Genomic DNA, 15,639 nt, shown 5'->3' with positions numbered 1-15,639 from the left:
TTATGAATGTAAGTTGGATTACGTCAAAACTTTCATCGTACTGACCCTATTTGCTGAAAACCCGCTCGGTTTTGCTGTGGTCGAAGTACCGGTACTTGCCTACTACCGACATTTCCAGTGTGAGGAAATAGGTACCACATGAATGCTTAACCTCCGTTTTGAGCGACTCTCTCCTGGCTTTACCAATGGATTTTGAAGGTTTTTTCAGCAATTCCGATACAGGGCGCCCGTCCATTCCAGCTGGTTGGGGAATGTTGTAGATCTGAAGTATAGTAGGTACAATGTCGATATTCGAGGTGGGCAGCTCGGTTGTCCCGCCGCTTTTGAAATCAGGACCTTTTGCAAAAAGCGCGATGTGTATCTCGTACGGACTGGATCCTCCGTGTCCCGCTTTTCCTTTTGTATAGTCGGTACCGGCAAAGCCCTTGTCATTTTTCACATCATTCCAGGCCGGCGCTACCAGGATATCTCCCGCGCGCGGATGATTGAAGTGGACAGCATCAAAGGCAAAAGTACCTTCTATCCAGCCGTTTACGTCGCCCGCCTGTTTGGCTTTGGTGAATATCGCCCCGATCCATTCCTCCTCCTGCAATGCAGAAACGATCTTCTGTATTGTTTCCGGGTTGTGGTCTTTTACATAAATACTTCCCTCTGCCACAATCACATCGTCCGACTCTTTATCCTGCTTTAAACCTTCCTGAACGAGAAAATCGGTTAAGCTGATACTTCCGATCTGGGTCACAAAACCGTGGTCCGTCGAGATAATGATATTCCATTTATCAGCAAGGCCCTGCTTTTGGATCGCATCCAGAATACGTCCAAACTGTCCGTCTACAAATTTAATTGCCTCCACAGCTTCCGGTGAGCCGATCCCATGTTCATGCGCCGCGCCGTCAGGATCCGACAGCCAGATCGCACTGACAAGCGGCCCATTTGCGGCAAGTCCGTATTTCAGCAAAGCATCGGTTACCCATTTATGCCGGTTGAAATCCTCATTTCCTTCTTTGGTGACCTCCCCCATTTCTGCTAAAACCTGGGCTTTGAATGTCTCCGGCAGGATCAGGCCCGGGTTGACGATCGCGCCTCCGCTTACCTTGTAATTTTGTAAAAAAGCCTGTCCGGTAGTCCCTGAACTAAAAACCATCATCTTTTCACCTGCCGACTCCAATATCTCGCCCAGGGAGGGAGCCGTCAGAATGCCGCCGCCGGTCGCTGCGGGAATTTGACTTAAATCACCGTAACCCGTACCTATCGCCGCATTTGATTTCACCTCGGGAATGTAAATCGAGTTACCCAGCAAGCCGTGTGTCCCAGGGTAAGATCCCGTCGCATAGGAAGCCGAGTTAACGCGCGTTACAGTTGGAAAAACGCTGTGGTGATTTGCTCCGAATGCCGCTTTTTCTTTGAATGCAAACAGGTTCGGCATTTGTTCGGCAGTAATGTAATCCGGCCGGAGTCCGTCGAAAAAGACGATCAGGGTTTTGTTTTTAGGACCTGCGCCGGGCTTTTTGGTTTGCGCGAGGGCGACCAGTCCGGGCAAAAGAAGGAGACAGCAAACAACTGCAAACAGCTTTTTCATAACAACAATTATTTTATTTCTGAAACAGTTACTACCTGCTCCGATCGTTTGATCCCGTAGAGAACCCCCGAACCTTTCACTGAATGATCAAACGCTATCCCCTGACCTTCGATCGGTGCCGGGAGTGTCGTTACATGTTCCAGTGTGTAGCCGGATTTCGGGAGTTTGAGTACATACAGCTCACCACGGTCGTGGCCGGTGCAGTATAGTTTTCCATCGTTCCCCCAGCCACCCCCTGAATTGCTTTTGGGAGTAAAAAGAGCGATCAGATTTTTGGGAAAAACCCAGGATTCGAGCTCCCGCCATTCCATATCGAACTTTACGAGCGAAGTCCACCGGACATCGCGTCCCTCACTCGCTTCCTTGCCTGCATAATGCGCAAACCCAGCGTACCAGAACCCGTCTTTCTGATCTACCCAGGTGAGCGACCCGTGCGATGCAATGCCAAAGCTGTGACTGCCGATATGTTCCATTGAATTAACATCAAAGATCTCCAGCGAGCTCGCCATCGGGATTTCGGGATAATTGGTATTGGCGCAATAAAGCTTGCCTTTGATCACCACGCCACTGTTCAGGTGTTTGATCCCGTCTTTTTCACCATCCCAGGTTTTAACAAGCTCGTTACCTTTCTTGCTGTATTTGCTGATCGTACTGTTGTTGATCACATAGAAATGAGCGCCGTCAACGGCCACTGCCTGCTTGGCTTCTTTGACCTGAATACTGGCAAGCTCACGAAGAGACTGGGCCTTCAACAGCGGCGCGCCGAGCAAGATCACCAGGAATAAAAAACGGTTCAAAAGATTCATTTTCATAAGATCATATTGTCTGACAAAAGTAGTCTGCACCTCCTCTTACTCATTAAATTGATGTTATTGTTTATTTTCGGCCGTTAATTGAACATGAAGAATGGAACAGTATACACTTACGATCCCTGCAAAAGAAGACTATCCCGAACTGACCGATCTGTGGGAAGCCTCGGTGCGCGCCACGCATCATTTTTTACCTGAATCCGATATTCTTTTTTTCAGGCCGCTGGTTTTGAATGAATACCTGGCTGCATTGCAGCTCATTTGCATCAGGGACACGGTTAATGGCATACTAGGTTTTTGCGGTGTTTCGGGAGAGACGGTGGAAATGCTGTTTGTCCACCCCGATCAGTTTGGCAAAAGAATAGGCAAGGTACTGATGCAGCACGCCCTGCAAAACGGCGCTCGTAAAGTGGATGTCAATGAACAGAATCCCGATGCACTTGCCTTTTACCAGCACCTCGGCTTCAAGATCGCGAGCCGCTCACCTTTTGACGGATTGGGAAAACCTTATCCGATCCTACATCTGGAACTACCCTGAATGTAGCCGCATTGAACCTGGGCAATGATTTGCTATCTTCCCGAAACCAAGTTTCTCTCCAAATCATTTTCGAATTTCATGAAAAATCTCCTGCTCACTGCCCTGCTCCTGGCCGCCGCTTTTGGCTGCAACAACGCTGAAAAGGCTGAAAAGCCAGTTCAAGAAGAAAATAGTACAGGTACCTCCGCAAACGAGAAGCTGGTAAGACAGTATTTCGAGCATTTTAATAATCATGAATGGAAGAAAATGGCAGCAATGTATACGGAAACAGCAGAGTTTAAGGATCCTTCGCTAGGCACCGGGATTTTAAAGCAGACCCGCCAGGAAACCGAGAAAAAATACGCCGAGATGGCGCAGATGATTTCAGACCTGAAAGATGAAATCGTAAATGTGTACCCGTCAGGTGAAAACCACATTATTGTGGAATTCGTATCCACGGGCACCGCACCGGACAAGTCAACCTTCCAACTGCCGATCTGCACTGTCTTTACCATAGAAAACGGCTTGATCTCCAAGGATTTTACGTATTACGATAATTCACTGGAATAGCGATCACAATACTTCAAAAATCCATTGAACAGCATATTGGTCTGTCAATGTCGCCCATTGACCGGTTTCTGTCTGAGGCAATAAGGGGGTTATCACCTCGCCCCGCCATGCCAGTTTCCCGAATACGTCTTCCAACATTTCGCTGCGCGGCATACTGATCAGCAGCGAAATGCTGTTGCCTGCATAAAGTCCCTCTTCATTGCCCAGATCGGAAGCAAAAATGCTGACATTCTCCGAAACCAGACTTGCCTGCACGATCAGCTGCCGCATTGCAGGCGGAAGTGCGCGGCCATGAGGCGCTTCTCCAAGGTACCTGAACCGCAGCTCACCACCGAAACAAGACTGGTAAAACCGCATTGCCTCTCCGCAATTTCCATTAAAGGTCAGGAAGGGATATACCGCCATTTTTGGTCCCGAAATTTGTTTTCCATGAAGAACAACCAGCTCTGAATCCAATGGATTTTGGCGGTTTGTTTTACCGGATACAAAATTGAAAAAAGAACAGTGCTGAAAGCGGGTGTGTTTCCGGCTTAAATGGGGGGTATTAGCGTCAGCAAGCGTGTGGATTGGCATTGTTTTTATATAATCAGAGACGCCGACTTAGTTTCACACATTAACACTTGCGCATTGAAAACGATATATTTAGCCGACGACGATGAGGACGACCGGATGCTGATCCGGGACGCTATTGAGCGCGTCATCCGCGATGTAAATGTGATCGAGGTAAGCAACGGTGAAAAGCTGGTTGAGCTGATTACTTCCCAGGAAAAGTTCGACGGCCCCGTGCTGATCCTGATGGACATGAATATGCCCCGTAGGAACGGACTGGAAACGCTTCCGCTGTTGAAAGCCGACGTGCGCGCGCAGCATATTCCGATCCTGATGATGTCCACAACTTCCACCAACGAGCTCGTGACCAGGGCTTACGAGGCTGGCATCAATGCGTACATTGTTAAACCCGTCACAGAACTGGAATACACCCACCTGGCACAGTCCATTGATGTTTGCTTCCTGCACGCCTACCACGGCATGACGGAGGCAATCGGCAAGCCCAACCTGCGTGATACCAGCATTGTAGTGATAGAAGATGATCTGGATAATATGATGTTTGTTCATTCGGCGATCAGTCAAACGATGCCGGACGTGCAGGTGATTGAGCTGGGCTCCGTAGAACAGGTAATGCATTTCTTCAAGACCCAGCTGCCGACTATGCAGCAAAAGCCGCATTTGGTGCTGCTTGACCTCTACTTTCCAACCCGCGACAAAGGCATTGAACTCCTGACAAACATTCGTGAAACCCTGATATCACAGAGGCTGCTCGCGATTCCGCTGATTGTTTTCAGCTACTCCGATGATCCTAAGGATATACAGGAGAGCTATATCAACAAGGCAAATGGTTACATGATCAAAGGCAGTACAAGGCTGAAATGGGAAAGCGAGTTTCAGAACCTGCATAACTTCTGGTGGAATACGGTCTGGTTTCCTAAAAAGAACGTGGGTTAAATAGCCGCATTGCTCTTCCGCTGTCGGCAGATTTTCTAAATCCATTTAAACGAAAGTAACTGTACACCAGCCACAAAGAGTAGAGTTGACGCGTATTCAGGTTTAGTGTAAAAATAAACTTCCGTCAACATGAAAAAAGCAAAAATCTACTCCGTCCTGTTTTATGCACTTACATTGCTGATCGGCTTAACAGCCACCCCGGCACAGGCGCAGTCCGCTGAAAAGGCACAGGCGGCCTTCAATGCATTCGACCAGTTTATCCACTTCACGCAAACCCGCCCTAACCTCGACTCAGCCAGGCACTTTGCAAAAGAACTTGCATCGGACACCATCTTCGCGCCACTGCTGACAGACATGATCCACAATAATCTCGCGCTGGGAATCCTTGATCCCGCGCTCCTTGACAAGTCAGACACAGCCAAACTAAGCTACCAGCGTAAGATGCAGCCATTTACAAAGCAGCTGATCGCGCAAATGGCCGGAGATAACAATAAGCTCCTGACCCGGTGCATTGCACCTTTGTATAAGTACAGCCAGATCCAGGACGCAAGCGCAGATTCTGCTGCGCTGCGCAGGCTGACAAATGCATTCATTGAAACTGAACTCTCAGGAGATATTTACAAATACAGGTCAGGGCGTTATGGTTTGCAGATTTACCAGATTGTTAAGCAAAACACCACATTAAGACCGCTAGCGGCTCGGTTGCTCAATACAATAGACGAAAAGTTGAAAAGCCAGCTTGCTGAGCCGGCCACCGGAACTGCTTCGGTACAAAGTAACCACCGCGCGTGGCACCGTTTTATGTTAGCCGCCACTAATTACCTCGCGTCGGAAAACGCAGAAGGCGGAGAAAAACAGCGTCACCTTCAATTGGGTTATGAATTCAGTCCCGATCTTGCGGACAGAAACCGCGCCGCTGCATACTTCGACGACAGTGTGCTGCTCTTTGGAAATTTCAGGAATGGATTTCAAAATGATTACTACCAGTACCTGCGCAGCCAGCCGGGGAATGAAAAGCTTGCATTGCCGCTGCTGCTCAAGATGGCGCTCGACGATCCGGACCATAAAAATGAGTTGAAAAAGCTCTATACGGTCGTTCATCATAATGACAGCAATTTCGATACGTATTGGCTGCAGAGCATCAATGAGCGCGGCAGCTCAGCTCCGGCATTTGCACTTGAAATGACAGATAAGTCCGTTTTCTCAACTGAAAAGGTGAAAGGTAAATGGGTATTGATTGATTTTTGGGGAACGTGGTGCGGCCCGTGCCGGGGAGAACATCCCGATTTGCAGCAATTTTATCAGAATACGATCTTGAAAAAACCGGAGACGATTTCCCTGCTCACTATCGCATGCCGCGACACCGAGGCGAAAGTGGCATCATACATGGAAGAAAAGAAGCTGTCGTTTCCGGTTGCAATGTCCGACAAACAGATCGAGAAAACTTATCCTGTTACCGGCTATCCAACCAAAATCCTCATTACACCGCAGGGAAAATACCTGACCGTCCCATTTGGATCTGACTGGATCGCATTCGTCTCCGCTTACGCCAATCTTTAGTGCCCGCGGGAGACATAATCAACCGGGAATTCGTACAAATACTTGCATAAGCAACTAAGCGGCTCTACTTTAGAGCCGTGAAAAAGCTGATATTACATTTCATGCTCACCGTTTTGATCCTGGACACGACCTCGTTGTACCAGGTTTTCAAGGTGCCTACCCTGATCCGGCATTATGTGGAGCATAAGGCTTTGAACCAGGATATCAGCTTTTTAGACTATCTGTCGATGCATTATTGGGGTGATGACCTGAACGATAACGATGACGAAAAGGATATGCAGCTGCCTTTCAAGAAATTTGAGATCCAGCATACCAGCTTCCTTTTCGTCCCATTTTCAAACACATTTACCTTCAAAAATACCTTCTGGCCTGTGAAAGCCGATTACGGCCCCGACAAGCCGCAGGGGCATTACAATGCTGCGCTGGGTTCGCTCTTCCGCCCGCCGCGAGTTTAAATACTTACATACAACAGGATAAGTCTGTCCTGTCGTCCCTATGTGCTCACTTCCGGTCGGGCTCATAGCACGTTTGCTATGTATTTATACTCAATCCTTTATGCTTCATAAGATCATCCAATTTTCAGTTCATAACAAACTGATGATTGCGCTCTTCATGCTCCTGTGGGTTTCTTACGGGACCTATGAAGTGACGCAACTACCCATAGATGCAGTTCCTGATATTACGAACAACCAGGTACAGGTAATCACTACCGCACCTTCACTGGGTGCCGAAGACGTGGAACGCCTGATCACATTTCCCATTGAGCAAGCCACCAGCAACATCCCTGGCCTGAAAGAAAGCCGCAGCCTCTCCCGCTTCGGACTTTCGCTGATTACCATTGTTTTTGAAGATGGTTCGGATATTTACTGGGCCCGGCAGCAGGTCACCGAGCGCCTCGCCCAGGTTGAGATCGATGAGAATGCAGAAACACCCGAGCTAGCGCCTGTCACCACTGGGTTGGGCGAGATATATCAGTATGTGATCAAACCCAAACCCGGCTTCGAAAAAAAATACTCCCTCGCCGATCTCCGCACCACGCAGGACTGGATCGTCAAACGCCAGCTACTGGGCACGCCTGGCGTTGCCGATGTATCCACTTTCGGCGGAGATTTGAAGCAATACGAAGTGGCTGTCAACCCGGCACAGTTGAAATCATTAAACCTGACCATCAGCGACGTATTTACAGCTTTGGGTAAAAACAATCAGAACACCGGCGGAGCCTACATTGAAAAAGGTCCTACCGTACTGTACATCCGCAGTGTGGGACTCGCTGGTTCAATGGACGACATTGAGCACATCGTGGTTAAGACCAATACAAACGGCACGCCGGTACTTGTGCGTGATATTGCCGAAGTAAGGTTGGGATCAGCGATCCGGTACGGTGCATTGACGATGGCCGGCAAAGGTGAACTTTCTGGTGGGATCGTGATGATGCTGAAGGGCGGCAACTCCTCCGATGTGATCAAGAATGTCAAAAACCGCATTGCAGAAATCCAGAAAACGCTGCCCGAAGGTTTGGAAATAGAATCCTTCCTGGACCGCACCAAAATGGTGAACAATGCGATTGGTACTGTTGAAAAAAACCTTTCGGAAGGTGCTTTGATCGTGGTACTCGTCCTGGTACTCTTTCTGGGTAACCTGCGTGCGGGCCTCATTGTCGCTTCGGTGATCCCGCTGTCGATGCTTTTTGCAATTGCGATGATGAACACATTCGGCGTGAGCGGCAACCTGATGAGCCTGGGTGCGCTGGACTTTGGACTCATCGTCGACGGCGCAGTTATTATCGTGGAGGCGATATTGCACCATTTGCATTCATCTCGCCAGTATGCAGGCGTGCACGCGATTTCGCGGGAACAAATGGACCGTGAAGTAACCAGCTCAGCTTCCCGAATGATGAATGCGGCTGTTTTTGGGCAGATCATCATCCTTATCGTTTACCTCCCGATTTTGTCACTTTCGGGTATTGAAGGTAAGATGTTCAAACCTATGGCGCAAACTGTCGCATTTGCGATTCTGGGCGCATTTATCCTATCCATTACTTACGTGCCGATGATCAGCGCGGTTTTTATCAGCCGGCAAGTCGCACACAAACCCAACTGGTCAGACCGTATTATGGCGCGTCTCGAAGTGGGTTATCAAAGGCTGCTGATCCGCGCACTGGATTTCAAAAAGGGACTTGTTGTTGCCGCATTCGCATTGTTCGGCGTGGCTGTTTTTACATTTTCTCAAATGGGCGGAGAGTTTATCCCCCAGCTGGAAGAAGGCGATTTTGCCACTGAAACCAGGCTACTGGTGGGTACGAACCTGAGTACTACAATCGATGCGATCAACCGTGTTTCCGAGCGTTTGAAAAATGCTTATCCCGAAGTTGAGAAGATAGTATCCCGCATAGGAAGCGCCGAAATTCCGACCGATCCAATGCCGATCGAAGGCGGGGATATGATTATTGTCTTAAAAGATAAATCGGAATGGACCAGCGCTGAAACCTTCCCGGAACTCGCCGACAAAATGGCCAAAACTGCCCAGGAAGTAGTTCCGGGAATCACAACCGGCTTTCAGTACCCCGTTCAGATGCGTTTCAATGAGTTAATGACAGGTGCCAAGCAGGATGTGGTCTGCAAGATTTTCGGCGAAGACCTGAACAAGCTGGCGACGTACGCAGAGCAACTCGGTGCTATTTCAAAAACGGTAGCAGGTACAGCAGATTGGTATGTGGAAAAAGTAACCGGCATGCCGCAGATCGTGATCGATTTTAACCGAAGCGAAATCGCACGCTATGGGCTTAACATCGAAGATATTAATCGCACGATTAATGCTGCATTCGCCGGAGCCTCCGCCGGGCAGATTTACGAGGGAGAAAAGAAGTTTGACCTCGTGGTACGCGTCGGCAGCGAAGGCCGGAAAAACATTACCGATGTTCAGAACCTGCCCATTTCTACTCCGTCGGGCATTCAGGTCCCACTTTACCAGGTCGCCCGCATTGCCGAAGTGGAAGGCCCGAATCAGATTCAGCGTGAAAATACCAGGCGGCGGATCATTGTCGGGTTCAATGTGAGAGGCCGCGATGTGCAGTCGATCGTAGAAGAGCTGCAAAAGAAAGTAGATGCAAAAATCCGCTTTGAACCGGGTTATAGCGTGACCTACGGCGGCGCTTTTGAAAACCTGCAGCAAGCCAAAGCCCGCCTGAGCATTGCCGTCCCGGTTGCATTGCTGCTCATTTTCCTGATGCTGTATTTCGCATTCTCCTCGGTACGCGAGGGCGCATTGATCTACACTGCCATTCCGCTGTCTGCAATCGGCGGCGTTTTTGCGCTGGCTTTGCGGGATATGCCGTTCAGTATCTCCGCCGGTGTGGGTTTCATCGCGCTTTTCGGGGTAGCCGTTTTAAACGGGATCGTACTGATCTCGGAGTTCAACAGGATTAAGGCGGAAGGATTGATCACTGATCCCCGGGACCTCGTACTCACAGGTACCCGCAACCGGCTGCGACCTGTTTTGATGACTGCCGCCGTCGCCTCCCTCGGGTTCCTGCCGATGGCGCTCAGCAATGGCGCGGGAGCCGAGGTGCAGCGGCCGCTCGCTACGGTGGTGATCGGCGGGTTGATCACTGCTACTTTATTGACTTTGTTTGTGTTACCTGCATTGTACCTTTTGTTTGAGGGTAAAAAGAAACTGCCGCCTGGTACCGTGGCTTTGGTGTTAATGCTCTTGGTTTTTATTCCAATAAATACAAATGCGCAGGCACTGAAACCGGTCGATCTTCCAACCGCGATCTCAATTGCCCAGAGCAAGAATCTCAGACTGCAAGGCGCGCGGCTGAATGAAGAAAGCAGCAGGCAATTACAGTCCAGCGCTTTTGACCTCAACAAAACAAGCATCAATGCGGATATCGGCAAGTTCAACAGCGTTAATTCGGACACCCGTTTTGGGATTAGCCAGACTTTTAGCTTTCCTGCTGTGTACACGAGCCAGCGTCGGTTGCTGGAAGCCAATTTCCAGTCGGCGCAGGCGCAGACCAGGCTGACCGAACTGGAAGTGAAAACGCAGGTGCGGCAGCTGTTTTACGAGTACATCAATCTCGCAGAACGCAGAAAGCTGCTGATGTACGCCGACAGCATTTACAATCTTTTTGAGTCAAAATCCAACATGCGGTTTGAAAAGGGAGAAGCTAACATACTCGAAAAAACAACCGCGCAATCTCAGCGCCAGCAGATCACCAACCAGCTGAACCTGCTCGAAAGCGACCTCACCATCGCTATCCGTTCGTTCAATTTGCTTTTGCAGGACAGCATTCAGTATATCCCGCAGGCAGTGCGTCCGCGCATTGAAAACCTGCTGACTGTCCAGGATTCTTCCGTGAATCAAATTCCGCTGTTAGACTTTGCAAGAAGCCAGCAGCAAGCTTCCGAGTTCCGCTGGAAAAATGAGAAAGCGCGGCTCTTGCCCGACTTGACTCTTGGCTACAACAATCAGAGCATTAACGGCTCTCAGCTTGTGAATGGGCAAGAGCTTACTTATAACAGTAAAAACAGGTTCCATTATGTCAGTGCCGGGCTTGGTATTCCGCTGTTTTTCAAAGCACAGTCGGCGAAGGTAGCTGCTGCCAAAACCGATTTTGAAAAAACACAAAAAGAAACCGCGTACCTGCACGCTCAGCTGCAAACCGAACGTGCGAATGCCCAGGCAGCTGTCCTGAAATTCAGGCAGAGCCTCGATTACTTCGACAACCAGGCGCTGCAAAATGCGGAAGCGATCATCGCCACTGCCGACCAGCAATTCCAGGCAGGCGAAATCGATTTTATACAATGGACTTTCCTGGTTAACCAATCGATCACGATCAGGACAGACTACATACAGGCGCTGAGCAGCTACAACCAGGCGGTCATCCAATTACTAGAACTTACCAATAACTAGATACTTACCATGAAAACATACCTTTTGATCGGACTTTGCGCCTGCCTGATTTCAGCTTGCAGCGGCCGCACCGAAACACCTGCCGACGAACCCGTAGCAGGTACCGCAGCAACTTCCTCGTCTTCGAAGCAGCTGGTATCTTTCAGCAGCCAGCAAATGCAGAATGTAGGCATCGAAGTAGGGACTCCCGAGCTCGAAAATATCAGCGGAACACTCAGCCTGCACGGCAAAATCGACGTACCGCCGCAGAGTACCGTCAGCCTCAGCTTTCCGCTTGGCGGCTATCTGAAATCGACTAAAATGCTGCCGGGTATGCACGTGAAGAAAGGTCAGGTGCTCGCGGAACTGGAAGATATGCAGTTTATCCAGCTCCAGCAGGACTACCTGACTGCACGCGAGAAATTTGCACTTGCAGAAAGTGAATTCGCCCGCCAGCGTGACCTGAATGCAACCAAGGCAGCCAGCGACAAGGTTTTTCAACAGGCCAGAGCTGAAATGGAAACACAAAGGATCATGATGAATGCGCTCGCGAGAAAGCTCGAAGTGATCGGCATTAACCCCGCGGGATTGAAGGCGGATAATATTTCAAAGTCAGTACCTATTGTGTCCCCGATCAATGGATTTGTGTCCCAGGTGAATGTGAATGTGGGTAAATACACTTCCCCGACGGATATGCTTTTTGAACTGGTTGATCCCAGAGATATTCACCTTGCATTGAATGTGTTTGAAAAAGATCTGCAGTCACTTTCGATCGGACAGCGGGTTACTGCGTACACCAACAGCGAGCCCGACAGGAAATTTTCGGCGGAGATCATTTTAATCAGTAAAAACCTGGATCAGGACAGGATGGCTGAGGTGCATTGTCACTTCGAAAAATACAGCCCCACGCTTGTACCCGGCATGTTCGTAAATGGCGATGTATCGATCAGCAACAAAAAGGTACTCACCGTGCCCGAGGATGCGGTGGTGCGCTGGGAAAACAGTTCATACGTATTTACTGACGGCGGCAGCGGACAATTTGAAATGGTCAAAATCACGCCGGGACTTGTACATGCAGGCCGCCAGCAGATTGAAGGAAGCGGGATCAGCAGCAACACGAAACTGGTTGTCAAGAATGCGTATGCGCTTTTGATGAAAATCAAGAATACGGACGAGGAAAGTTAAGGCACAAGGTGCGGCGCTCCGGGGCAACTGCCAACTTAAACCGGCAGCCAGATATGGAACGTCGCGCCCTCGCCAGGCCGTGATTCGGCTGAGACATACCCTTCATGCTGCTCCACGATCTTCTTGACAATGCTCAATCCAATGCCTGTTCCCGAATACTCCTGCTTGCCGTGCAGGCGTTGGAACAAGCTGAAAATACGCTCGCTGAACTCCTGTTCAAACCCGATCCCATTGTCGGTAAATATAATGTGGGCAAAAGGCTTTTCTGGTTGCAAAATCGGAAAAGCCGAAACTGACCTGCCTTCCACCAGCTCTGATTTAATGGTAATGCACGGATTTTTTTGAGAGAACTTCAAAGAGTTGCTGATCAGATTGGAGAACAGCTGGTTCATCTGAAATTTATTTGCATGAATAACCGGCAGGTTTTCGGTCACGATTGTCGCGTCTTTTTCTGCAATCAGCAGTTCAAAATCAACCTTGATGTCGTTGATAACGTTGTTCAGGTCGACTTTCGCCAGCTCTTGTCCCGTCCCTGAAAGTCTGCTGTAAGTAAGCACGGAATGGATCAGCTCGCTCATGCGCTGAGCAGAAGAGTTGATCTTTTCGTAGTACTTCTGCGTGGCTTCCGGATTGTCTTTGTTTTTATCAATCAGATGGATAAACGTCTGGATTTTGCGGAGCGGTTCCTGCAGATCGTGGCTGGCAATGTAGCTGAACGATTCCAACTCCTTGTTCGCCTTAGTTAGTTCCTCTGTCCGGAGCTTTACGGCTCTTTCAAGCTCATCGGTAAACTGGCGGCGCGTTTTCGAGATTTTCAGCTGCGATTTGATGCGAGCCAGCAGCTCGTTTGACGAGAATGGCTTCACCAGGTAATCGTCTGCGCCGGTTTCAATCCCTTCCAGCTTTGACTCCTCTCCCGCCCTGGCCGTAATCAGAACAACCGGTATCTGCGCGCTGGCGGGATTATCTTTTACATGTCGGAGCAGTTCGATACCGTCCATTTCCGGCATCATAATGTCGCTCAAAATCAGTGAAGGCGTCTGTTCGGCAATTTTTTGGAGTGCGTCCACACCATTTTCAGCCGGAATGGTCCTGTATTGCCTCCCCAGGAGTGACTGCACGTGCTGCCGCATATCGGTGTTATCGTCTACAACCAGAATCGTATCTGCCAGGCTGTTTATCTCCTCCGCTGCATTGGCTACCTCGGCAGATTGCAGCAGCGTAGCGGCTTCTTCCACATACAGGCTGGGCGTCACATCCTCGAAGCCCGGATCGGTCAGGAATACACGCGTAGGATCCAGGTGATCTTTTCCGTAAGGGATGGTCACAATAAAGCGGCTTCCCTTTCCAAGCTCACTTTCAACCCTTATATCTCCGTGGTGCAGCAGGATCAACTCACGGATCAGTGACAAGCCGATTCCTGTGCCTTCGAATGTTCTTCCGGCACTATTTTGTATGCGGTAAAAGCGCTCAAACATCTTCGGCAGCTCCTGTTCAGCGATACCCACTCCGGTATCCTCCACGGTAAGCACTACCCCATGATCTCCCGGCACGAGTGTTACCGTGATTGATCCCTTGAATGTGAATTTGAATGCATTTGATAGCAGGTTGAAAACGATCTTTTCCCACATTTGCTTATCTACAAACACCTCCCCGGCAACGGGCTCCGTTTTGACCACCAGCTGCAAATCAGCTTTTTCGATCACCGACCGAAAGTTCGCTGCCAGATTCCTGGTATAAGCAGCAATGTCGGTCAGCACGTAATTGGCCATACTCCGGCCGCTCTCGATTCGGCTGAAATCAAGCAAGGTATTCACGAGTTTGAGCAGCCTTACCGCATTGCGATGGGTCACTTCCAGGTTCTGCTTCTCGGTCTCAGTAAGTCCGATCTGCGGTTTGTTCAAAAGCTCTTCTAATGGACTGAGCATCAGCATCAGCGGCGTACGGAACTCGTGACTGATATTGGTAAAAAACAATGTTTTTGCCTTGTCAATCTCTTCCAGCATTTTGGCGCGTTTCCGCTCCTCCTCGTAAGCCTGCGCATTGCTGATCCCGAGTGAAATCTGGTCGGCAATGAGCTGAATAAAGTTACGATATGCATCGTCAAACTTCCGGTAAGGGTTCAGCCCCACAGTCAGGATAGCGATCGGGAATTTCTTATTGGCTGATTTAATGGGCACGTCGACAAATTGCCGGGGGCAAACATCCCAGGCGCCTTTGGGCAGTGTTTTCCAGCGGCTACTATCGCTCGATTCTACGATCCGCTGCGCATTTACCGCCTCTGCAATCGCCTCACAATGTGAACTGCCGCTGCTCAGATCAATAGAACCTGAAATATTGAAATCTTCCGGAATAATGCCGGATAATGCCGCTACTTCTGCCCTTTTCCCTTCATCCGACACTTTATAAATCACCGCAAAAGGAAAATCCAGTGCATTGCTGACCAGCGCGCGTGCCGCCTGCGCGTATACTTCCTCCTCCGTCTTCTTCTGCGCCAGGGTATCCAGCTGCTGCATCGTCCGCAGCGAACGTTCGTTGATAATCCTGTCTGTATCAGCAGTATTGTAGCAAATAATGCCAGCCGGCCGGCCATCTTCGCCGAGGACGGGCGTATATGAAAATGTGTAGTAAGTTTCCTCCGGGAAGCCGCTCCGCTCCATGATCAAGAGCTGCGATTCCACATAAGTACCTTCGTCCTTGTGCATGGACCTTTCGAGCAGGGGCTCGATGTCGCGCCAGATATCCTTCCAAACCACCGAAGCAGGCTGGCCCAAAGCACCAGGGTGTTTTCCGCGGACGATATCGATATAAGCGTCATTATAGAACTTGATCAGGTGCTCGCCCCAACCGATCCAGATCGGCTGCTTGGAGCTGAGCATAATACGAATGCAGGTTTTCAGGCTTTGCGGCCATCCCTCCGGCACACCGAGCGGAGATTTTTCCCAGGCAAACTGCCGGATCCTCTCCCCCATTTCACCGCCTCCAACTAGAAATTCAAGCGTCTTACTAACAATTTGGCTCAT

The 15,639-nt window shown here is 49.7% G+C and carries 11 protein-coding genes; 7 read left to right on the top strand and 4 right to left on the bottom strand.

Translation table 11 applies throughout. The features are described from left to right. Positions 1-46 precede the first annotated feature (46 nt). Both Q369_RS0109180 and Q369_RS0109175 read right to left on the bottom strand, forming a co-directional pair. Positions 47-1,579 (bottom strand): alkaline phosphatase family protein, encoded by a 1,533-nt coding sequence (locus Q369_RS0109180; RefSeq protein ID WP_031527508.1) that lies wholly within the window; start codon positions 1,577-1,579, stop codon positions 47-49. An 8-nt stretch (positions 1,580-1,587) separates the two neighbouring features. After that, a complete protein-coding gene (locus Q369_RS0109175) occupies positions 1,588-2,391 on the bottom strand; it encodes a hypothetical protein (protein WP_031527507.1) in 804 nt (267 codons plus the stop codon). A gap of 94 nt (positions 2,392-2,485) precedes the next feature. Here Q369_RS0109175 and Q369_RS0109170 point away from each other — a divergent pair, with 94 nt between their 5' ends. Both Q369_RS0109170 and Q369_RS0109165 read left to right on the top strand, forming a co-directional pair. Beyond that, positions 2,486-2,926, top strand: coding sequence for a GNAT family N-acetyltransferase (locus Q369_RS0109170; RefSeq protein WP_031527506.1), 441 nt, complete (start codon positions 2,486-2,488; stop codon positions 2,924-2,926). A 78-nt stretch (positions 2,927-3,004) separates the two neighbouring features. Further along, positions 3,005-3,475 carry a nuclear transport factor 2 family protein gene (locus Q369_RS0109165; protein WP_031527505.1) on the top strand — a complete coding sequence of 157 codons (471 nt, stop codon included), beginning with the start codon at positions 3,005-3,007 and terminating at the stop codon, positions 3,473-3,475. A 3-nt stretch (positions 3,476-3,478) separates the two neighbouring features. Here Q369_RS0109165 and Q369_RS0109160 read toward each other — a convergent pair whose 3' ends face one another. Next, positions 3,479-3,931, bottom strand: a complete 453-nt coding sequence (locus Q369_RS0109160; RefSeq protein ID WP_229206781.1) for a VOC family protein — start codon at positions 3,929-3,931, stop codon at positions 3,479-3,481. A gap of 171 nt (positions 3,932-4,102) precedes the next feature. On the opposite strand from Q369_RS0109160, the gene Q369_RS0109155 reads away from it, so the two are divergent. The 5 genes from Q369_RS0109155 to Q369_RS0109135 all read left to right on the top strand — a co-directional run bounded on the left by Q369_RS0109155 (position 4,103) and on the right by Q369_RS0109135 (position 12,616). Then, positions 4,103-4,978, top strand: coding sequence for a response regulator (locus tag Q369_RS0109155; RefSeq protein ID WP_169739244.1), 876 nt, complete (start codon positions 4,103-4,105; stop codon positions 4,976-4,978). Positions 4,979-5,107: 129 nt separating this feature from the next. Beyond that, a complete protein-coding gene (locus Q369_RS0109150) occupies positions 5,108-6,538 on the top strand; it encodes a TlpA family protein disulfide reductase (protein WP_031527502.1) in 1,431 nt (476 codons plus the stop codon). 77 nt (positions 6,539-6,615) lie between these two features. Continuing rightward, positions 6,616-6,993, top strand: a complete 378-nt coding sequence (locus Q369_RS0109145) for a hypothetical protein (protein ID WP_031527501.1) — start codon at positions 6,616-6,618, stop codon at positions 6,991-6,993. Positions 6,994-7,093: 100 nt separating this feature from the next. Next, positions 7,094-11,452 (top strand): CusA/CzcA family heavy metal efflux RND transporter, encoded by a 4,359-nt coding sequence (locus Q369_RS0109140; protein WP_031527500.1) that lies wholly within the window; start codon positions 7,094-7,096, stop codon positions 11,450-11,452. 9 nt (positions 11,453-11,461) lie between these two features. Next, entirely contained in the window at positions 11,462-12,616 is a 1,155-nt protein-coding gene (locus Q369_RS0109135; RefSeq protein WP_031527499.1) for an efflux RND transporter periplasmic adaptor subunit, read from the top strand. A 35-nt stretch (positions 12,617-12,651) separates the two neighbouring features. On the opposite strand, the gene Q369_RS0109130 is transcribed toward Q369_RS0109135, so the two are convergent. After that, positions 12,652-15,639, bottom strand: a complete 2,988-nt coding sequence (locus Q369_RS0109130; protein ID WP_084165691.1) for an ATP-binding protein — start codon at positions 15,637-15,639, stop codon at positions 12,652-12,654.

The organism is Dyadobacter crusticola DSM 16708 (genome assembly GCF_000701505.1).
GTDB classification, from domain to species: domain Bacteria; phylum Bacteroidota; class Bacteroidia; order Cytophagales; family Spirosomataceae; genus Dyadobacter; species Dyadobacter crusticola.
This window is presented reverse-complemented; position numbering and strand designations above follow the sequence as displayed.